We start from the raw sequence: 17,200 nt of genomic DNA, 5'->3' as shown, positions 1-17,200 counted from the left end.
AAAGGACATCGTTTCCCGTTCAAACCCCGCTGGCCGGAATGCCTGCGCGTTCCACCTTGCGCGGCGAGGTCAGTTCCTTCCAGGTCGACAGCGCCTTGTTGACCGCCGGATAAGGCTCGCGCTTGACGAACTGGCCATGGCCTTCCTGTGTCCTGATCGCCCCGTCCTCGATGGCGACCACGCCACGGGTCAACGTGTAGCGCGGCAGACCGGTCACTTCCTTGCCCTCGAAGACGTTGTAGTCGATCGCCGACTGCTGGGTCTTGGCCGAGATCGTCTTCGACTTGTTCGGATCGAGAACGACGATATCCGCGTCGGCTCCGACCAGGATCGCGCCCTTCCTCGGATAGATGTTGAGGATTTTCGCGATATTGGTGGAGGTGACCGCCACGAACTCGTTCATGGTGATGCGGCCGGTTGCGACGCCATGGGTCCAAAGCATCGGCAGGCGATCCTCGAGGCCGCCGGTGCCGTTCGGGATTTTTCTGAAATCGCCGAAACCGGTCCGCTTTTGGTCAGTCGTGAAGGCGCAGTGGTCGGTCGCCACCACCTGCAGCGAGCCGGAGGCAAGGCCGGCCCACAGGCTGTCCTGATGCTGCTTGCTGCGGAACGGGGGCGACATAACCCGGCGGGCCGAATGGTCCCAGTCCTTGTTGAAATATTCGCTTTCGTCGAGCGTCAGGTGCTGGATCAGCGGCTCGCCATAAACACGCATGCCGTTCTGGCGGGCGCGGCGGATCGCTTCATGGGCCTGTTCGCAGGACGTATGCACGACATAAAGCGGAACGCCTGCCATGTCGGCGATGATGATGGCACGGTTGGTGGCCTCGCCCTCGACGGAGGCGGGCCTGGAATAGGCGTGCGCCTCGGGCCCGTTATTGCCCTCGTCCATCAGCTTGGTCTGCATGGCGGCGACAACGTCGCCGTTTTCGGCATGGACGAGCGGCAGTGCGCCGAGCTCGGCACAGCGCGAAAAGGAGGCGAACATCTCGTCGTCGTTCACCATCAGCGCGCCCTTGTAGGCCATGAAGTGCTTGAAGGTGTTGATGCCGTGATGCGCGACCACCGCCTTCATCTCGTTGAAGACCTGCTCGCCCCACCAGGTGACCGACATGTGGAAGGAATAGTCGCAATTGGCGCGGGTCGCCTTGTTGTCCCAGCGCTTCAGCGCGTCGAGCAGCGACTGGCCGGGCTCGGGAAGGCAGAAATCGACGACCATCGTCGTGCCGCCGGCAAGTGCTGCCCGCGTGCCGCTCTCGAAATCGTCGGCGGAATAGGTGCCCATGAACGGCATTTCCAGATGCACATGCGGATCGATACCACCCGGCATGACATAACAGCCGGCGGCGTCGAGCGTGGTGTCGCCGAAAAGGTTCGGGCCGATCTCGATGATCCGGCCAGCGTCGATCTTCACGTCCGCCTTGTAGGTCAGGTCGGCCGTGACGATGGTTCCACCCTTGATGACTGTGGTCATTGTTGTTCCCCTTTTCTTGTCGGTTCCCTTACGGGCGCGATGGTGTGCGTCAAGCCGGTGACGTGGACGAGCGCAACTTCGATCTGACTCATATCGCTATCGACCAGTCGGCCTATCCGCTGGCCGATGACCTCTTTCCTGACCGGCGTGATCTTTTCGACCATGACCTGAGACAGATGTTGAAGCCCGTTCATGGAGCTCGGTTCGATGATCGGGCGCAGAAGCGGTGCTTCAACCAGATGCGTCGTCAAAGGACAGGCGAGAACCGTGGTGTAGGTCACGAGAAACTCGTCGGCCTGAAGAATGACGGCGGGCCGAGGTTTGCCAAGTTCACCGGGAAAGACCGCGATCACGACGTCTCCTCGGCTCAACCTCACGGCTTGTCCCAATCCGTTGGGCCAACGGCTTCGATCCAGTCCTCAATGTCTTCCTTTGCATCCGCTTCTGCGATCCGGCGCATTTCTTCCTCCGCCTGCCGGCGGAAAGCTTCGTTGGTCAGATCCGGCACCCAGATCTCGATCGGCCGGTATCCCTGGCGGATCAGTTCTGCCCGTTCTTCGGGTGATATTTCCCTCGGTCGTCCCATTGTCCGTTTCCTGTCTCAAGGTGGCGGTTGCAATGCTACTCCACAATCTCCGCCGTCTCCAGCACGGCATGGAACAGCACATCCGCGCCGGCTGCCGCCCATTCCCTGGAAATCTCCTCCGCCTCGTTGTGCGAAAGTCCGCCGACGCAAGGGCACATGATCATCGTCGCGGGCGCCACCTTGGCGGCCCAGCAGGCGTCGTGGCCGGCGCCGGAGATGATGTTCATATGGCTGTAGCCGAGCTTTTCGGCCGCTTCGCGGACCCGGCCGACCAGGACCGGATCGAAGGTCACCGGATCGAAATGGCCGACCGCCTCGACCGAACAGCCGACGCCGAGCGGCTCGCAGATCTCGGCCGCCTGTTTCTCGATCGTCGCCCGCATCCGGTCCAACTTTTCCTGGGAGGGCGTGCGGATGTCGACGGTGAATACCACCTTGCCCGGCAGCACGTTGCGGGAGTTGGGCGAGAAGAACACCTGGCCGACGCCGCCGACGGCGCCCGGCTGTTCGGACATCGCCACCGCCTGCACCATTTCGAGGATGCGGCCGAAGGCAAGGCCGGCATTGACGCGCAGGTTCATCGGCGTCGAGCCCGTATGTGCTTCGCGGCCGGTCAGCGTGAATTCCAGCCACCACAGTCCCTGGCAGTGGGTGACGACGCCGATCTGCTTGTTCTCCGCCTCGAGGATCGGCCCCTGTTCGATATGGTATTCGAAATAGGCATGCATCTTTCGGGCGCCGACCTCCTCGTCGCCGAGCCAGCCGATGCGCTTCAGTTCGTCGCCATAGGTCTTGCCGTCCGGATCCTTGCGGCCGTAGGCGTAGTCGATCGAGTGAATGCCGGCGAACACGCCCGATGCCAGCATGGCCGGAGCGAAACGCGCGCCTTCCTCGTTCGCCCAGTTGGTGACGACGATCGGATGTTTCGTCTTGATGCCGAGGTCGTTCATGGTGCGGACCACTTCCAGCGCGCCGAGGACGCCGAGAACGCCGTCATATTTGCCGCCGGTCGGCTGGGTGTCGAGATGGCTACCGACATAGACCGGCAGGGCGTCCGGATCGGTGCCGGCGCGGGTGGCGAACATCGTGCCCATCTTGTCGACGCCGACCGTCATTCCTTCGGCCTCGCACCACGTCTTGAAGAGGTGGCGGCCTTCGCCGTCCGCATCGGTCAGCGTCTGGCGATTGTTGCCGCCGGCGATGCCGGGGCCGATCTTCGCCATGTCCATGAGCATGTCCCACAGACGATCGCCGTTGATGCGCAAGTTCTCGCCGGGTGCTGCCACCATTTTTCAGTCCTCGCCTGTTTTCACGTCCACCCGTGCGGGCGGCATGCTTTTCGTTCCCATGGTCCTCCGCGCGCCCGCTTTGAAAAGAGGCATGCGAAGATCGGCATTGCGTTTATTCTGCTTGTCGCCGATAATTTGACCGCTTGGTAAAACATTACAATTTCCTAGGCTCCACTCAAGACGAAAATCACGAAAAATCCAGAGGAATTTCGAAAGCGCCGGGCGGACGCGGAAGAGGGCAAGGACAGGCATGGCCATCCCAAGGGCGGCGAAGACGCAGAGACGCACCCGCATTCAGGAGGAGAAGGAGGAGCGCATCCTCGAAGCCGCGCTCGACGTATTTTCCCAGAACGGTTTCCGCGGCGCCACGATCGACCAGATCGCCGAGGCGGCCGGCATGTCGAAACCCAATCTGCTCTATTATTTCCGTACCAAGGAGGCGATCCACCGTCACCTGATCGACCGGGTCCTGTTTACCTGGCTGGAGCCGTTGCGGGCGTTCGATGCGGAAGGTAATCCGGAATCGGAGATCCGCTCCTATATCCGCCGCAAGCTCGAAATGGCCCGCGATTTCCCGCGCGAAAGCCGGCTTTTCGCCAATGAGGTGCTGCAAGGCGCGCCGCATATCGAGGATGAGCTGAAAGGCCCGTTGAAGGAACTGGTCGACGAAAAGGCGGAGGTGATCCGCGCCTGGGCGCGGTCCGGCAAGATCGCCAAATGCGATCCCTATCACCTGATCTTCTCGATCTGGTCGACGACCCAGCATTATGCCGACTTCGACGTGCAGGTGCGCGCCGTGCTCGGCCAGGACTATGCGGGCGAGGGGCGTTTCGAGGATGCGGCGCGGTTTCTGGAACAGCTCTTCATTGACGGGCTGCGGGCGCGGCCAGGTTAGATCAAGCCGCTTTCCCTTCGATGTGGTTCGGCGGGACTCGACTCTTGGTTGTCGTCGTGGCTGAATAGCCTTGTAAATTGGTCTGTTGATAAGTGAAGGCGATGGAAGACACCCGATCCTCGTTTCGAAAGATCGTATCGATCACCGTTGGATTACTTATGCTAGCTGGCGGACTTGCTGGCATTCTCTACTTATTGTTATTTGCGGCCGTCATTAAGGGGTGGCTTTGGATAGGCGCAGGTTTCATTGCTGCAATCGGTGGGCTCATTCTCTGGGAAGATATTCGCCCGCTGCTTAGTCGGTCAGTTAGATCAAAACGTTAACTACAAGGGTGAGGAAAAGGCCCTCGCCGTCGTTCATCCCAAACGAAAAACGCCGGCGCTGAGGCCGGCGTCTTCTCATTTGCCGATTGCCGGGCCTGGTATCAGGCGGCGGCGGAAGCCCGGTTGGTCGGGACTTCAGCGATCGTCTTCAGAACCTGGGAAGCGATCTGGTAGGGGTCGCCCTGGGAGTTCGGACGGCGGTCTTCCAGATAGCCCTTGTAGTCGTTCTTGACGAACGAATGCGGCACGCGGATCGAAGCACCGCGGTCGGCAACGCCGTAGGAGAACTTGTTCCACGGAGCCGTTTCGTGCTTGCCGGTCAGGCGCTTGTCGTTGTCCGGGCCGTAGACGGCGATGTGGTCCATCAGGTTCTTGTCGAAAGCAGCCATGAGCGCTTCGAAATAGTCCTTGCCGCCAACTTCGCGCATGTACTTGGTGGAGAAGTTGCAGTGCATGCCCGAGCCGTTCCAGTCGGTGTCGCCGAGCGGCTTGCAGTGGTATTCGATGTCGATGCCGTACTTTTCAGTCAGGCGCTGCAGCAGGTAGCGTGCCATCCAGATCTGGTCGGCGGCCTTCTTGGAGCCCTTGCCGAAAACCTGGAATTCCCACTGGCCCTTGGCCACTTCGGCATTGATGCCTTCGTGGTTGATGCCGGCGGCGAGGCAGAGGTCGAGATGTTCTTCGACGATTTCGCGGGCGACGTCACCAACGTTCGAGTAACCGACGCCGGTGTAATAGGGGCCCTGCGGAGCCGGGTAACCCTGTTCCGGGAAGCCGAGCGGGCGGCCGTTCTGGTAGAAGAAGTATTCCTGCTCGAAACCGAACCAGGCGTCCTCGTCGTCGAGGATGGTCGCGCGGGCGTTGGTCGCATGCGGCGTGACGCCATCCGGCATCATGACTTCGCACATGACCAGCGCGCCGTTGGTGCGGGCCGGATCGGGATAAAGCGCAACCGGCTTCAGCACGCAATCGGACGAGCGGCCTTCGGCCTGCATGGTCGACGAACCGTCGAAGCCCCACAGCGGCAGCTGTTCGAGCGTCGGGAAGGTGTCGAATTCCTTGATCTGCGTCTTGCCACGCAGGTTCGGTACCGGGGTGTACCCGTCGAGCCAGATGTACTCGAGCTTATACTTGGTCATATTTTATCTCTCAGGCCGTGACGTTCATGGTTGAGCCATCCTGAGGAAGCGGCATCGCGACGATACCGCGCCTCCGGGGTAACCAGAAGAACGCATTTCCCGTGCCAGTTTGCACCGGACCGACGGTTTTGGATTAAAAAAGTGTGAACGATGGGCCGCAGGCGGAGCGCCGAGAGGGACTACAGGTCCGGTAGATCAGCACGGTCTCATGAAATCTCCGAGTTTTAAAGGTTCTATCCAGATTGCTCGGAACCGGGGTCGGTTGGCACACGTTTCTCCGATGGAGTGAACGGTGGGCAAAATAGATCCCCTGAACTTCGCTGCCGCTAAATTAGCGCCTAGCGCGAGTCGGAAAAATGATATAAAATCATGCAATAAGCACAAAAAATGTGCAGATTTGTGCTCTGTGCGTGTTTGGATGCACTTTTGAAGTTAGGAGACGATAGGATGGCAATTCACATCCATCGTGAGTCAGCAACGATCTACCAGTTTCCGGTCCGCCCAAGACGGCGGCTGGAGGATGGCCGGACCGTGCCGACCGGAATCCATGACGTTGCCTTGAGCGTTGTCGATACCAATTGCTGGTACCACGACGAGGCGTTACGGGATTCCGACCCGAAGAACGACCAGCCGAAACCCTGCTGACCATAGATGACGAAAAGGCCGCGCCATTAGATGACGCGGCCCCTCATTCCTTCGATCTGATTTTCCTCAGAACGCGAACAGCTTCAGCATCGCGTAACCGAAAACCGCGATGAACAGCCAGCCGAACGCGCCGAGCGCGAGCGGCCGCCAGCCTTCCGCCTTCAGCTTACGGATATCGGTCTGCAGCCCCATGGCCGCAAGCGCCATGGACAGGAGGAAGCTGGTCGTGGTCACGAGCGTCTGGCTCACGCCCGCCGGAATGGCGACTGCGCTGTTGACCAGCATCATCCCGATAAACCCGAGTACGAACCACGGCATCGGCGCCGAGGCCTTCGATGGGCCTTCCGCGCCGGAGCGCATGGCGAGGGCGAGCGTCATGATCAGCGGTGCCAGCATGACGACGCGGGCAAGCTTGGAGATGGTGCCGAACTGTCCGGCGACATCGCCGCCCTGGAAGGCGGCGGCCACCACCTGTGCAACTTCATGGATGGTGGAGCCGCTCCACAGTCCATAACCGCGTGCGTCGAGCCCGAGCGGGGCGGCGAGCAACGGATAGGCAAGCATCGACAGCGACCCGAACAGCGTCACGCAGGCGACCGCGTAGGCGACGTGCTCCTGCTTGCCGCGCACCACGGTATTGGCGGCGATGACCGCCGAGGCGCCGCAGACCGAGGTGCCGGCGGCGATCAGGTCGGTCAGCGACCTGTCGACTCCCATGGCCCGGCCGACCAAGCGGATCGCAACGAAGGTGGTCACCAGCGTCAGGGCCACCATCGCCAGACCGGCGCCGCCGAGCGAAAGGATCTGGCCGGCCGTCACCTGCAGGCCGAGCAGCACGATGCCGAAGCGCAGGATCCGCTTTAGCGAAAAGCCGATGCCGGGCTCGACGGCCCCCGGGACAGGGGCCAGATTGCGGATCAGCATGCCGAAAACGATCGATAGGATGAGCGGGCTCAGCGCCATCCATCCGGTCAGGTTGCGGACGGTGAGGGCGACCGTAGCAATCGCGGCGGTGAGCAGAAGTCCGGGAAGAAGCTGGGCGAAAGCCGGCCAATAGGGCGAGGAGAGGTGGGCGCGCTGTTCCGCAGTCGGCTGGATCGGCTTCATGATTTTTCCACGACAGTCTCTATTCGTCGAAAATCATTCTCGCTTTTGCAGAAACACAAATCCAATTGATAAGTTTTCTGATATCGTTCGATAAAAGCGAATGGTTTCGGACGATGACCCTCGATCAGCTTCGAATTTTTCTGGAAGTCGCCGCGCGCGAACATGTGACCCGTGCGGCGGAGGCGCTGAACCTCACCCAGTCGGCGGTGAGTGCGGCGATCTCGGCGCTGGAGGCGCGGCATGCCGTGATCCTGTTCAACCGGGTCGGGCGGCGGATCGAGCTCACCGAAGCGGGAAAACTGTTCGTGCCGGAGGCGCGCGCCGTTTTGGAACGGGCGCAGACGGCCGAGCACGTGCTTGCCGATCTCGGCGGGTCGGCCTCGGGCATCCTGCGGATCCATGCCAGCCAGACGGTGGCGAGCTACTGGCTGCCGGCTCGCCTCGTCAGTTATCACGAGCGGTTTCCGCGCGTCGACCTGCGGCTCACCGTCGGCAATACCCAGAGCGCGGCCGAAGCGGTGCTGACCGGGGCGGCGGAACTCGCGGTCGTCGAAGGCGAGGTGTTTCTGGCGGGACTCAAACGACGCAAGGTGGCGGAGGACCGGCTGGTGCTGGTCGTGGGCAGCCGCCACCCCTGGGCGGACGGCCGCAAGATCCGCTCCAGCGATCTTCTCGAAACCAACTGGATCATGCGCGAACAGGGATCCGGCACACGCTCGGCCTTCGAGGCGCAGCTCTTCAATCTCGGCATCGAGCCGCAATCATTGTCCGTTGTCCTTGAAATGCCGTCGAACGAAGCGGCGATGGCGGCGGTGGAGGCGGGGCTGAGCGCGACGGTGCTTTCAAGCCGGGCAGCATCGTCCCACTCCTTCTCCGGCCGGCTTCACATTGCCGATTTCCCGATGCCGCTCCGCCAGTTCTCGGCAATCTTCCATGGCGAGCGGCACGTCACCCGGGCGCTGCGCGCCATGCTCGACCTATTGAACGAGCCGGCTGAAGACAGCTCCCGCTGATCTCCCGACCATATCCCCCCCACGTAAGTGCGCGCCTTGTGTGAACGATAAAATTTAAGTCGTTCAGTATTTGCGAACAATACGTCTGCAACTTGCTGTCTATTCCCGGCGGCCGTCTTGCACCATCTTGAGCATCAGAAGCGCGGCAACGAGCTTCGAAAGACAAGATCAAACACACAGAGAGGGGCTTCGAGGAAACTCGGCTCCACCACATCAAGGAAGAAGACAATGACCAGAATTTCCTCCGCCATCGCCGCAGCCCTGATCGCTTCGGCTTCGTTCGCTTCCGTCGCCCTCGCTGAAGGCGACTATTACCAGGGCGTCCAGAACGCTCCTGCCGCTTCGGCCACCGTTGACCGCATCAGCACCGGCAGCATCGGCCAAAACGAGACGCTCCAGGCCGACGTCAATACCGGCGACTATTTCGACGGCGCCAACCGCCCGAACTAACTGCAGCTCATTCAAGATACCGAAACAATCTCCGCAGGCCAGGTCGCAAACTGAAAGCCGCGGGTAACTCTGAAGGGACTACCACCATGACCAAGATCACTTCCGCTATCGCCGCAGCCTTCATCGCTTCGGCCTCGTTCGCTTCCGTCGCTCTTGCTGAAGGCGACTACTACGAAGGCGCCTCCAAGGCTTCCGCTACCATCGACCAAGTCCAGACCGGCAGCATCGCCAAGGACCAGCAGAACGCCAACCAGATCCTGGCTCCGATCGGCCGTGGCGACTATTTTGAAGGCGCAAACCGTCCGAGCTAACCTGCATTACACACAGACGAAGAAGGCCCGGCAACCGTCGGGCCTCTTTGCGTTCGCACCCGGTCTCCAGGCAATTCGCATATGCCCCGGGTCGTGATATAATCACCGCATCGAAAGAAGTCTTGGGAGGCAAAAGCCATGGAGAGACTGCTTTTTAGGAACCTGCGGCCGCTATATGGCTGGCTTTTCATCGTCGCCTGGTTCGCCATTCTCGGATTGATGACCTGGGTGTTTTTCCGCAACAGCGGCGTAGCGCAGGAGCCGTTCAGGGCGCTCATCCTCACCTTCTTCTGGGGACTGGGCGGTTGGCTCGCGTCCGGATCCCTTTCCCGGCCGATCGTCTCGGTCCGGCAGGAAAGCGATGGCAGCTGGATCATCACCCGCCGTTGGCTCTGGACCCATGACGAGGAGCGTATCGATCCCGACCGCCTGCCGTCGCCAACGGTCGAGGCGGAAAGCGACGGGGAGGGCGGCATGCACTACCGCTGTCTCCTGAAGACGCCTGAACACGGCTCCGTGGAATTCAGCGAACACCTCAAGCTCGACAGGGCCGCGCTCGCCCGTGACCGGATGGCATCACTGATCAGGAGCGCCAGAACGAAAATGCCCCGGCCGAGCTGACCGGGGCATAGGATATGGTTTACTCTGCGGCCTGCCTTGCCATCGGGTTGTTGGGATGCTGCGTCCAGTTGGCGTAAGTTGGGTCGACAACCTTGCCGGTGCGCTTGTCGAGTTCGCCGGCGGGTAGGGCTTCCATGGTGATGCAGTTCTCGACGGGACAGACGTTGACGCAAAGATTGCAGCCGACGCATTCCTCTTCCATCACCTCGAAATGGCGCACGCCGTCGACCATGCTGGTGATCGCCTGGTGGGAGGTGTCCTCGCAGGCGATGTGGCAGCGGCCGCACTTGATGCAGGCGTCCTGGTCGATATGCGCCTTGGCGATGTAGTTGAGGTTGAGATACTGCCAGTCGGTGACGTTGGGGACCGCGCGACAGATGATGTCGTCAAGCGACTGGTGGCCCTTCTCGTCCATCCAGTCGGAAAGGCCGGTGATCATTTCCTCGACGATCTTGAAGCCGTAGGTCATCGCCGCGGTGCAGACCTGCACATTGCCGGCCCCGAGCGCCAGAAACTCCGCCGCGTCCCGCCAGGTGGTAATGCCGCCGATGCCGGAGATCGGCAGGCCGTAGGTCTCCGGATCGCGGGCGATTTCGGCGACCATGTTGAGCGCGATCGGCTTGACCGCCGGGCCGCAATAACCGCCATGGCTGCCCTTGCCGCCGACCGACGGGTTGGGCGAGAAGGTGTCGAGATCGACGGAGATGATCGACGAGATCGTGTTGATCAGCGACACCGCGTCCGTGCCGCCGCGCTTGGCGGCGCGGGCAGGGTGGCGGATATCGCTGATATTGGGCGTCAACTTGGTGATGACTGGCATGCGGGTATACTGCTTGCACCAGCGCACTACCATTTCGATATATTCCGGCACCTGGCCGACCGCGGAGCCCATGCCGCGCTCGGACATGCCGTGCGGACAGCCGAAATTGAGCTCGATGCCGTCCACTTCAGTCTCTTCCACCAGCGGCAGGATCGCCTTCCAGGCCTGTTCCTCGCAAGGAACCATGATCGAGGCGACAATCGCCCGGTCCGGCCAGTTCTTCTTCACTTCCTTCATTTCACGAAGGTTGGTGTAGAGGTCGCGGTCGGTGATCAGTTCGATATTGTTCAGGCCGAGCAGGCGGCGATCGGCGCCCCAGATGGCACCATAGCGCGGGCCGTTGACGTTGACGACCGGCGGACCTTCCTCGCCGAGCGTCTTCCACACCACGCCGCCCCAACCTGCCTTGAAGGCGCGCTCGACATTGTAGGCCTTGTCGGTCGGCGGCGCCGACGCCAGCCAGAACGGGTTGGGGGATTTGATGCCGACGAAATTGTTGCGGATATCAGCCATATTAGTTCTCCCTCAAGCCACTGCGGTTGCCGGCTGCGCTGCGGCAGCCAGGGCTTTTGCGATGCTTTCCGCGGCGTCACGCCCCTGCGCGACGGCGGAGACGGTCAGGTCCTCGCCTGACCCGATGCAGTCGCCGCCGGCCCAGACGCCCTCGAGCGAGGTGCGGCCCTCGGGATCGACGACGATCTTGCCCTTCTCGAACTGCAGAGCGCCGAGGCCCGAGGCGGAGAAGGTCTGGCCGATCGCCTTGAAGATCTGGTCGGCGGCGATGACGCCGGTCTCACCGGTGCCGATCAGCTTGCCATCACGCATCGCGGTATATTCCACCTCGATGCCGGCGACATGAGCGCCATTGGGGCCGTCCTTGCCGATGATCGATTTCGGCGCCAGCCAATGGCGGATGATGACGCCGTTGGCGGTCGCCAGATCCTGCTCGTAGGGCGAGGCGTTCATGTTGTCCTTGCCGCGGCGATAGCAGATCGTCACCTCTTCGGCGCCGAGCAGCTTTGACTGGATGGCGGCGTCGATGGCGGTCATGCCGCCGCCGAGGACGACGACGCGCCGGCCGATCGGCAGCACGCTCTTGTCCTTTGCCTGGCGAAGGGCGGCGATGAAATCGACCGCATCCTCGACGCCCGTGAGCGCCTCGCCCTCGATGCCGAGGCCATTGACGCCGGCAAGGCCCATACCGAGGAAAACGGCGTCATATTGCGCCGTCAGGTCGGAAAGCGAAAAATCCCGGCCGAGCGCCTGGGCGTTTTTGATCTCGATGCCGCCGATCGCGGTGACGTAATCCACTTCGCGGGCGGCGAAATCGTCGACGGCCTTGTAGGTGGCGATGCCGTATTCGTTGAGGCCGCCGGCCTTTTCGCGGGCTTCGAGGATCACCACCGAATGGCCGTGCATGGCGAGCCGGTGTGCGGCGGCAAGGCCGGCGGGACCGGCGCCGACCACGGCGACCGTCTTCCCGGTCGAAGCCTTGCGACTATAGAACTGCCGGCCCTGTTCCATGGCGATGTCGGTGGAATAACGCTGCAGTTTGCCGATCTCGACCGGCTTGTCCTCGGCCGTGTTGCGCACGCAGGCCTGTTCGCAGAGCGTCTCGGTGGGACAGACGCGGGCGCACATGCCGCCCAGAATATTCTGGTCGAAGATGGTTTTTGCCGAACCGATCGGATTACCCGTCGATATCTGCCGAATGAACAGCGGGATATCGATGGAGGTGGGACAGGCCGTCATGCACGGCGCGTCGTAGCAGAAATAACAGCGATCGGATTCGACCAGCGCCTCGTGCCTGTCGAGACGCGGGTGGAGATCGGCGAAATTCGTCTCATAGTCGGCAGCGACGAGGCGTCCAGCCTCGATTCCGGCCTTCGGACCGTTTCCCAGTCGTTCCATCCTAAGTTCCCTCTTTTATGGATTCATGGACAACTATTGGGCAAAAGGTACCACAGCATAAAAATTTATCAAACGGTAAATTTTTGGAAATGGCGGGCCATCTCAGGGTGCCCGATATATCATGATAGAAAGAGTCCACTTTAATCTTTACTCTGAAAATCAACTTTAATATGGTGCCGGCTATCGAGGAACTGCGGTTCAGCAGAATCGGCGGCGAGGGGCATATGGCCAAGAAGCAGAAGCACAAGAACAGCAATTCCGGCGCGGCACCGAAAGGCGCCGAAACGCGGGGGCCGGCTGTCACCGACGTCCGCAGCTTTCTCTATGTCGGCGGCCGTGACTGTCAGGTGGCGCACCTGAGGGAGATCGCCAGCAATTTCGGCGCGGAACTGATCCACCACGACGGCGGTTTGCGCGAGGCGGTTTCCCGCATCGATACCGTGCTGCCCTCGGTCGACTGCGTCTTCTGCCCCATCGACTGTATCAGCCACGATGCGTGTCTGAGGGTGAAGACCGGCTGCAAGAAGTTCGGTGTCGCCTTCGTGCCGCTTCGCAACGGCTCCAAATCCAGTCTGGAGCGGGCGCTTCAGACCATGAAGGAACGCAATGATGAACGAAGAACGTCGTGACACCAGCCTTTTCATCGGCCTCCACAAGCTCGCCGAACAGAACGGCGACGGGCTGGTTCCGGAACTTTACGCGCTGCTGACAAGGCGGACCGAAGCGGCTGCGGACATGACCAATGTGGTGGTGCTGCCGAAGGCTGAACGGACGCGCTCGGTGGATGTTGCCGAAGTCGAAAGCGCAAAGGTCCTGGCGTTTAAGCGGTAGGACCAATCAGGAACTCCCTCTTCTCCCCAGCGGGGAGAAGGTGGCCCGAAGGGTCGGATGAGGGGGTGCGCAGCTATATGGTACGCCGAACGCGTGGCCCCCTCATCGCCTCGCATACGCTCGGCACTTCTCCCCGCTGGGGAGAAGAGGGAGTGCGCGGTGGCGCTCCACTTCTTTTCCTGCCTCTGTGGAGAAGAGACCGACACGCCTTAAACTTCCCTTACCCTGAAAAACGCCCCGGCCGCCACGATCAGCCAGCCCAGCATCATCCCTGTTCCGCCCACCGGCGCGGCCATCGGAAACAGCCGATCGCCGAGATAGTACCGGGAGACGAGATCACCCGCGAAGATGACCGTGCCGAGACCAAGCACCAGTGCGCCAGGCGTTGCCGTGCGAAAATGCCGGTGGCCGAGATAGAGCGCTAGCAGGACCGGCGCATGCGCCAGGCACATGGTCGAAGCGGAACCGAGGAAAACCGTATCGCCGCCGTGGCTTGCCGCCGCCGCCAAAGCGACGCCGGCCGCGCCCATCAGGCCGCTCACAAACAGAATCAACGGCCTGACATTGTCGAGTCTTTGCAACGGCCTATTCCTTGTTCTGCATGTGGAAAGCCAGCCGCTCGATGGGCGGCCAGATGATCTCGCGCAGTTTCGGATTTTCGATCGTCTCGTCCATGGCGCGGCGGAGGCAGAGCATCCATTCATCGCGTTCGAGAGGTCCGATCGCCGCGCCGAAATGGCGCGAGCGCAGCCGCGGGTGGCCGTGTTTTTCCACATAGACCGGAGGCCCGCCGAGATAGCCGGTCAGATAATCGTAGAGTTTCGCCTCGCTGCCTTCGAGGCTCGGGGGGTGAACGGCGCGGCAATGGGCCGCTTCCGGCAGCGTGTCCATCAGCTCGTAGAATCGCTTGACCAGCGCCCGGACCGTCGCATCCCCGCCGATCGCTTCGTAAAGTGTGATGGTTTCGTCCGCCATGCCCGTTTGGCTCGCTCGCTCTGATCGTCTCAAGCGGTGTTAGCGATCCGGACGCGCACGGGCAAGCGCTACGGCGTCGCAGATAAGAGCCGGAGGATGATGCGTCGGTCAATCCGATCCCGCATCCACCTCTTTCGCATTGGGCTCGGGCAGCGAACCGGCACCGGGCGTCTTGTCCCTGTCGATCAGATGCTCCTTGGCATGCGGCCCTGCCGGCGGTTGCTGGGCCGTTTTCATCCGCTTTTCCGTGTGTTCGACGGTTTCCCGTGCAGTCCGATCTTCAGCCATGTCCGGTCCTCCGAGATTTCGGTTTCTGAAAAGCCAACGTCGAGGGAGGAGAGGAGTTCCGAGATCCGGGCGATCTCCGGAAGATGCCGCAGCCGGCAATGGCCAGCCGATGTCGCAGCACGGCGCGATCCGCTTTCAAGCGATAAGGCGGAACCGGGAGAGTGCCCGGTTCCGCCTCTGCGCTACCCTTGATCAGCGGCGGGCTTCAAAGGGTCGGCGCAATTCTGTCTGGCAGTCACACCACCTTCATGGCGCCGGGGCCGGGCGTTGCGCCGGGTGGCACCTTGCCGAGGATGATCATGCCGAGCACCTCGTCCTTGGTGACGTCCTCGGTGCGGGCATGGCCGACCACCTTGCCGTTCTTCATCACGAAGACCCGGTCGGCGAGGTCGAAGACATCGTGGATGTCGTGGCTGATCAGGAAGATGCCGATGCCTTCCCGCTTCAGCTGCTTGATGAGGTCGCCCACCTGCGCCGTTTCCTGGGGGCCGAGCGCTGCGGTCGGCTCGTCCATGATCAGGATGCGGGCGTCGAACAGGATCGCGCGGGCGATCGCCACCGACTGCCGCTGGCCGCCGGACAGCGCCTTCACCGGTTCCTTGAAGCGCTTGAAGTTGGGGTTCAGGCGCCCCATCACCTCGCGGGCGCTGGCCTCCATGGCTACGTCGTCGAGCGTGCCCCATTTTGTCTGCAGTTCGCGGCCGAGATAGAGGTTGGCGGCGGCATCGACATTGTCGGCAACGGCAAGCGTCTGGTAGATCGTCTCGATGCCGTATTTCTTGGCGTCGCGCGGGTTGCGGATGTCGGCGGTCTCGCCGTTGATCATGATGTCGCCGTTGTCGCGCTTGTAGGCGCCCGACAGGATCTTGATCAGCGTCGATTTTCCGGCACCGTTATGGCCGAGCAGCGCCACGACCTCGCCGGGAAAAAGATCGACCGAGGCATTCTCGACTGCGTGAATCCCGCCGAAGGAGATGGAAATGTTCTTCATTTCCACGAGCGGAGTGGTTTGTTCCGTCACGATGAAAACTCCTGTTATTTGGCGCGAGAGCGATAGACGGTGTCGAGCCAGACGGCGGTGACGAGCACCATGCCGACGACGATGCGCTGGAACGGCGAGTCGATGCCGAGCAGCACCATGCCGGACTGAAGCGACTGCATGACGAGCGCGCCGAGCATGGCGCCGGCGATCGACCCCATGCCGCCGGCAAGCGACGTGCCGCCGATCACGGCTGCGGCGATCGTATAGAGTTCGTCGAGCTCCCCTTGCGCATTGGTTGCGGCGTTGAGGCGGGCGGTGGAGATCGCGGCGGCGATGGCGCAGAGCATGCCCATCAGCGCGAAGATCTTGACCGTCACCCAGCGGGTCTTGATGCCGGCGAGTTCGGCCGCTTCCGGGTTACCGCCGATCGCGAAGACATAGCGGCCGAAGCGCAGGCGGGTGGCGATGAAGGTCATGACGATGCCGACCGCGATTGCGATCAGTACCGGGATGGCAATCCCCTGCGAGATCAGCAGCCCGCCTTCCGGCCAGGCGATGTTGTTTGCCTCGGCATAACGGCGGGCAATGGCGATCGGCCAATAATAGTTGTTAGCGATATAAACCGCGCCAAGCACGACGATGCAGCCGAGCGCGACCAGCACGTATTCCGCCCAGACAGGCCGGCGCGGGAAGGAGAATCGCTTGCGCTGTCGGCGGGCGTTGATGATCGCCGCGATGATGGCGAGACAGGCTAGGATGCCGACGATCCAGCTCCAGGTGGCGCCGATCGAGCCTTCGGTGCCGCCGCCCATCAGACGGAAGTTGACGTCCATCGGCGCAACGGTCTGGCCGCTCGTCACGAACCAGGTGGCGCCGCGCCAGATGAGCAGGCCGCCGAGCGTCACGATGAACGAGGGCACGCCGAGAAAGGCGATGATGGAGCCCTGCAGCGTACCGATCAACGCTCCGATGGCGATGCCGCCGGCCAGCGTGATGATCCAGATGGCCGGGTGGTTGAAGCCGAACAGTTCCGGCAGGAGCCGGGCCTGCAGCACGCCCATGATCATGCCGGTGAAACCGAGGATCGAGCCCACCGAAAGGTCAATGTTGCGGGTGACGATGACCAGCACCATGCCGGTCGCCATGACGGCGACCGAGGCGGTCTGCACCGAGAGGTTCCAGAGGTTGCGCGGTGTCAGGAAGAGGCCGCCCGTCAGGATGTGGAACCCCACCCAGATGATCAGCAGCGCGCCGATCATGCCGAGCATGCGCGTGTCGATCTCGGTCGCGCGGAAGAAGCGGGCAACGATATTGCCTTCCGCCTGTCCTGCCGCTCCCGATGTCTTGGAATTCGTTGTGGACTGTATTGTCTCGGCCATGATTCGCCGTTCCCCACTTTAGCGAGGCGCTGCGGCTCGAAGATGTCGAGCCGGATCACGCCTGCGCGACGTTCAGCCGCCGGGTAGCCCGCCGGGGGTACCTTTTGTGCGGCCGCGCCATCTTACGCCGAAAACCGACGCCGCGGCAGAAGTGCTGCGGC

General features: G+C 61.9%; 22 protein-coding genes. 8 read left to right on the top strand and 14 right to left on the bottom strand.

Features of this window, described 5'->3' with window-relative positions; translation table 11 throughout:
- Positions 1 to 19 precede the first annotated feature (19 nt).
- The 5 genes from hydA to ACSQ3G_RS13190 are packed head-to-tail and all read right to left on the bottom strand — an operon-like array spanning position 20 to position 3,601.
- Positions 20 to 1,474: a dihydropyrimidinase gene (gene hydA / locus ACSQ3G_RS13210; protein WP_436110359.1), complete on the bottom strand. Its 1,455-nt coding sequence runs from the start codon at positions 1,472 to 1,474 to the stop codon at positions 20 to 22.
- Positions 1,471 to 1,827 (bottom strand): type II toxin-antitoxin system PemK/MazF family toxin, encoded by a 357-nt coding sequence (locus ACSQ3G_RS13205; protein ID WP_250810910.1) that lies wholly within the window; start codon positions 1,825 to 1,827, stop codon positions 1,471 to 1,473. Before ACSQ3G_RS13205 ends, hydA begins: the two co-directional genes overlap by 4 nt.
- Positions 1,828 to 1,847: 20 nt before the next feature.
- Positions 1,848 to 2,060 (bottom strand): antitoxin MazE-like protein, encoded by a 213-nt coding sequence (locus ACSQ3G_RS13200; protein WP_436110358.1) that lies wholly within the window; start codon positions 2,058 to 2,060, stop codon positions 1,848 to 1,850.
- A 35-nt stretch (positions 2,061 to 2,095) separates the two neighbouring features.
- A complete protein-coding gene (locus tag ACSQ3G_RS13195; protein ID WP_436110357.1) occupies positions 2,096 to 3,349 on the bottom strand; it encodes a Zn-dependent hydrolase in 1,254 nt (417 codons plus the stop codon).
- Positions 3,350 to 3,352: 3 nt separating this feature from the next.
- The gene (locus ACSQ3G_RS13190) at positions 3,353 to 3,601 is read right to left on the bottom strand and encodes a hypothetical protein (protein WP_436110356.1); all 249 of its coding nucleotides are present in this window, start codon (positions 3,599 to 3,601) and stop codon (positions 3,353 to 3,355) included.
- Between ACSQ3G_RS13190 and ACSQ3G_RS13185 the strand changes: the two genes are divergently transcribed.
- Positions 3,600 to 4,244, top strand: a complete 645-nt coding sequence (locus tag ACSQ3G_RS13185) for a TetR family transcriptional regulator C-terminal domain-containing protein (RefSeq protein ID WP_436110355.1) — start codon at positions 3,600 to 3,602, stop codon at positions 4,242 to 4,244. The genes ACSQ3G_RS13190 and ACSQ3G_RS13185 overlap by 2 nt on opposite strands.
- 424 nt (positions 4,245 to 4,668) lie before the next feature.
- On the opposite strand, the gene ACSQ3G_RS13180 is transcribed toward ACSQ3G_RS13185, so the two are convergent.
- Positions 4,669 to 5,706: a glutamine synthetase beta-grasp domain-containing protein gene (locus ACSQ3G_RS13180; RefSeq protein ID WP_046603692.1), complete on the bottom strand. Its 1,038-nt coding sequence runs from the start codon at positions 5,704 to 5,706 to the stop codon at positions 4,669 to 4,671.
- 447 nt (positions 5,707 to 6,153) lie between these two features.
- Here ACSQ3G_RS13180 and ACSQ3G_RS13175 point away from each other — a divergent pair, with 447 nt between their 5' ends.
- Complete coding sequence (locus ACSQ3G_RS13175) at positions 6,154 to 6,351, top strand: DUF2735 domain-containing protein (RefSeq protein WP_436110354.1); 198 nt, start codon at positions 6,154 to 6,156, stop codon at positions 6,349 to 6,351.
- Between the two features lie 66 nt (positions 6,352 to 6,417).
- Here the strand turns inward: ACSQ3G_RS13175 and ACSQ3G_RS13170 are convergent, their stop codons facing one another.
- Complete coding sequence (locus tag ACSQ3G_RS13170; RefSeq protein ID WP_436110353.1) at positions 6,418 to 7,458, bottom strand: YeiH family protein; 1,041 nt, start codon at positions 7,456 to 7,458, stop codon at positions 6,418 to 6,420.
- A 113-nt stretch (positions 7,459 to 7,571) separates the two neighbouring features.
- On the opposite strand from ACSQ3G_RS13170, the gene ACSQ3G_RS13165 reads away from it, so the two are divergent.
- The 4 genes from ACSQ3G_RS13165 (at position 7,572) to ACSQ3G_RS13150 (ending at position 9,853) form a co-directional block, all read left to right on the top strand.
- The gene (locus ACSQ3G_RS13165) at positions 7,572 to 8,471 is read left to right on the top strand and encodes a LysR substrate-binding domain-containing protein (RefSeq protein WP_105400910.1); all 900 of its coding nucleotides are present in this window, start codon (positions 7,572 to 7,574) and stop codon (positions 8,469 to 8,471) included.
- 228 nt (positions 8,472 to 8,699) lie between these two features.
- Entirely contained in the window at positions 8,700 to 8,921 is a 222-nt protein-coding gene (locus ACSQ3G_RS13160) for a hypothetical protein (protein WP_436110352.1), read from the top strand.
- Between the two features lie 86 nt (positions 8,922 to 9,007).
- A complete protein-coding gene (locus ACSQ3G_RS13155; RefSeq protein WP_436110351.1) occupies positions 9,008 to 9,232 on the top strand; it encodes a hypothetical protein in 225 nt (74 codons plus the stop codon).
- 138 nt (positions 9,233 to 9,370) lie between these two features.
- Positions 9,371 to 9,853 carry a hypothetical protein gene (locus ACSQ3G_RS13150; RefSeq protein WP_436110350.1) on the top strand — a complete coding sequence of 161 codons (483 nt, stop codon included), beginning with the start codon at positions 9,371 to 9,373 and terminating at the stop codon, positions 9,851 to 9,853.
- Positions 9,854 to 9,872: 19 nt separating this feature from the next.
- On the opposite strand, the gene preA is transcribed toward ACSQ3G_RS13150, so the two are convergent.
- Together preA and ACSQ3G_RS13140 are read right to left on the bottom strand one after the other, a co-directional pair.
- A complete protein-coding gene (gene preA / locus ACSQ3G_RS13145; protein WP_038588821.1) occupies positions 9,873 to 11,186 on the bottom strand; it encodes an NAD-dependent dihydropyrimidine dehydrogenase subunit PreA in 1,314 nt (437 codons plus the stop codon).
- Between the two features lie 12 nt (positions 11,187 to 11,198).
- The gene (locus ACSQ3G_RS13140) at positions 11,199 to 12,584 is read right to left on the bottom strand and encodes an NAD(P)-dependent oxidoreductase (RefSeq protein ID WP_436110349.1); all 1,386 of its coding nucleotides are present in this window, start codon (positions 12,582 to 12,584) and stop codon (positions 11,199 to 11,201) included.
- Positions 12,585 to 12,808: 224 nt separating this feature from the next.
- Between ACSQ3G_RS13140 and ACSQ3G_RS13135 the strand changes: the two genes are divergently transcribed.
- Positions 12,809 to 13,213 (top strand): DUF2325 domain-containing protein, encoded by a 405-nt coding sequence (locus ACSQ3G_RS13135; RefSeq protein ID WP_105438117.1) that lies wholly within the window; start codon positions 12,809 to 12,811, stop codon positions 13,211 to 13,213.
- On the top strand, positions 13,194 to 13,415 hold the full coding sequence (locus ACSQ3G_RS13130; RefSeq protein WP_436110348.1) for a hypothetical protein: 222 nt from the start codon (positions 13,194 to 13,196) through the stop codon (positions 13,413 to 13,415). Before ACSQ3G_RS13135 ends, ACSQ3G_RS13130 begins: the two co-directional genes overlap by 20 nt.
- Before the next feature lie 209 nt (positions 13,416 to 13,624).
- On the opposite strand, the gene ACSQ3G_RS13125 is transcribed toward ACSQ3G_RS13130, so the two are convergent.
- From ACSQ3G_RS13125 to ACSQ3G_RS13105, 5 genes are all read right to left on the bottom strand, one after another.
- Positions 13,625 to 13,945, bottom strand: a complete 321-nt coding sequence (locus ACSQ3G_RS13125) for a DUF423 domain-containing protein (RefSeq protein ID WP_436111712.1) — start codon at positions 13,943 to 13,945, stop codon at positions 13,625 to 13,627.
- Positions 13,946 to 14,000: 55 nt separating this feature from the next.
- A complete protein-coding gene (locus ACSQ3G_RS13120) occupies positions 14,001 to 14,390 on the bottom strand; it encodes a group II truncated hemoglobin (RefSeq protein WP_436110347.1) in 390 nt (129 codons plus the stop codon).
- A 108-nt stretch (positions 14,391 to 14,498) separates the two neighbouring features.
- Entirely contained in the window at positions 14,499 to 14,678 is a 180-nt protein-coding gene (locus ACSQ3G_RS13115) for a hypothetical protein (protein WP_436110346.1), read from the bottom strand.
- A 235-nt stretch (positions 14,679 to 14,913) separates the two neighbouring features.
- Positions 14,914 to 15,699 (bottom strand): ATP-binding cassette domain-containing protein, encoded by a 786-nt coding sequence (locus tag ACSQ3G_RS13110; RefSeq protein ID WP_046635213.1) that lies wholly within the window; start codon positions 15,697 to 15,699, stop codon positions 14,914 to 14,916.
- Between the two features lie 14 nt (positions 15,700 to 15,713).
- The gene (locus ACSQ3G_RS13105) at positions 15,714 to 17,039 is read right to left on the bottom strand and encodes a sugar ABC transporter permease (RefSeq protein WP_436110345.1); all 1,326 of its coding nucleotides are present in this window, start codon (positions 17,037 to 17,039) and stop codon (positions 15,714 to 15,716) included.
- Positions 17,040 to 17,200 lie beyond the last annotated feature (161 nt).

It is taken from the genome of Neorhizobium tomejilense (assembly GCF_964254135.1).
Lineage (GTDB): Bacteria > Pseudomonadota > Alphaproteobacteria > Rhizobiales > Rhizobiaceae > Neorhizobium > Neorhizobium tomejilense.
Note: the sequence above shows the minus strand (reverse complement) of the source record. Positions and strands in the feature narration are given on the sequence as shown.

Excerpts from the sequence above, each read along its gene's own strand:
- ACSQ3G_RS13105 (WP_436110345.1), bottom strand. The coding sequence starts at position 17,039 with ATGGCCGAGACAATACAGTCCACAACGAATTCCAAGACATCGGGAGCG.
- ACSQ3G_RS13125 (WP_436111712.1), bottom strand. The coding sequence starts at position 13,945 with ATGGGCGCGGCCGGCGTCGCTTTGGCGGCGGCGGCAAGCCACGGCGGC.
- hydA (WP_436110359.1), bottom strand. The coding sequence starts at position 1,474 with ATGACCACAGTCATCAAGGGTGGAACCATCGTCACGGCCGACCTGACC.
- ACSQ3G_RS13180 (WP_046603692.1), bottom strand. The coding sequence starts at position 5,706 with ATGACCAAGTATAAGCTCGAGTACATCTGGCTCGACGGGTACACCCCG.
- preA (WP_038588821.1), bottom strand. The coding sequence starts at position 11,186 with ATGGCTGATATCCGCAACAATTTCGTCGGCATCAAATCCCCCAACCCG.
- ACSQ3G_RS13200 (WP_436110358.1), bottom strand. The coding sequence starts at position 2,060 with ATGGGACGACCGAGGGAAATATCACCCGAAGAACGGGCAGAACTGATC.
- ACSQ3G_RS13195 (WP_436110357.1), bottom strand. The coding sequence starts at position 3,349 with ATGGTGGCAGCACCCGGCGAGAACTTGCGCATCAACGGCGATCGTCTG.
- ACSQ3G_RS13190 (WP_436110356.1), bottom strand. The coding sequence starts at position 3,601 with ATGCCTGTCCTTGCCCTCTTCCGCGTCCGCCCGGCGCTTTCGAAATTC.
- ACSQ3G_RS13115 (WP_436110346.1), bottom strand. The coding sequence starts at position 14,678 with ATGGCTGAAGATCGGACTGCACGGGAAACCGTCGAACACACGGAAAAG.
- ACSQ3G_RS13155 (WP_436110351.1), top strand. The coding sequence starts at position 9,008 with ATGACCAAGATCACTTCCGCTATCGCCGCAGCCTTCATCGCTTCGGCC.
- ACSQ3G_RS13165 (WP_105400910.1), top strand. The coding sequence starts at position 7,572 with ATGACCCTCGATCAGCTTCGAATTTTTCTGGAAGTCGCCGCGCGCGAA.
- ACSQ3G_RS13135 (WP_105438117.1), top strand. The coding sequence starts at position 12,809 with ATGGCCAAGAAGCAGAAGCACAAGAACAGCAATTCCGGCGCGGCACCG.
- ACSQ3G_RS13150 (WP_436110350.1), top strand. The coding sequence starts at position 9,371 with ATGGAGAGACTGCTTTTTAGGAACCTGCGGCCGCTATATGGCTGGCTT.
- ACSQ3G_RS13170 (WP_436110353.1), bottom strand. The coding sequence starts at position 7,458 with ATGAAGCCGATCCAGCCGACTGCGGAACAGCGCGCCCACCTCTCCTCG.
- ACSQ3G_RS13140 (WP_436110349.1), bottom strand. The coding sequence starts at position 12,584 with ATGGAACGACTGGGAAACGGTCCGAAGGCCGGAATCGAGGCTGGACGC.
- ACSQ3G_RS13185 (WP_436110355.1), top strand. The coding sequence starts at position 3,600 with ATGGCCATCCCAAGGGCGGCGAAGACGCAGAGACGCACCCGCATTCAG.
- ACSQ3G_RS13120 (WP_436110347.1), bottom strand. The coding sequence starts at position 14,390 with ATGGCGGACGAAACCATCACACTTTACGAAGCGATCGGCGGGGATGCG.
- ACSQ3G_RS13130 (WP_436110348.1), top strand. The coding sequence starts at position 13,194 with ATGAACGAAGAACGTCGTGACACCAGCCTTTTCATCGGCCTCCACAAG.
- ACSQ3G_RS13175 (WP_436110354.1), top strand. The coding sequence starts at position 6,154 with ATGGCAATTCACATCCATCGTGAGTCAGCAACGATCTACCAGTTTCCG.
- ACSQ3G_RS13160 (WP_436110352.1), top strand. The coding sequence starts at position 8,700 with ATGACCAGAATTTCCTCCGCCATCGCCGCAGCCCTGATCGCTTCGGCT.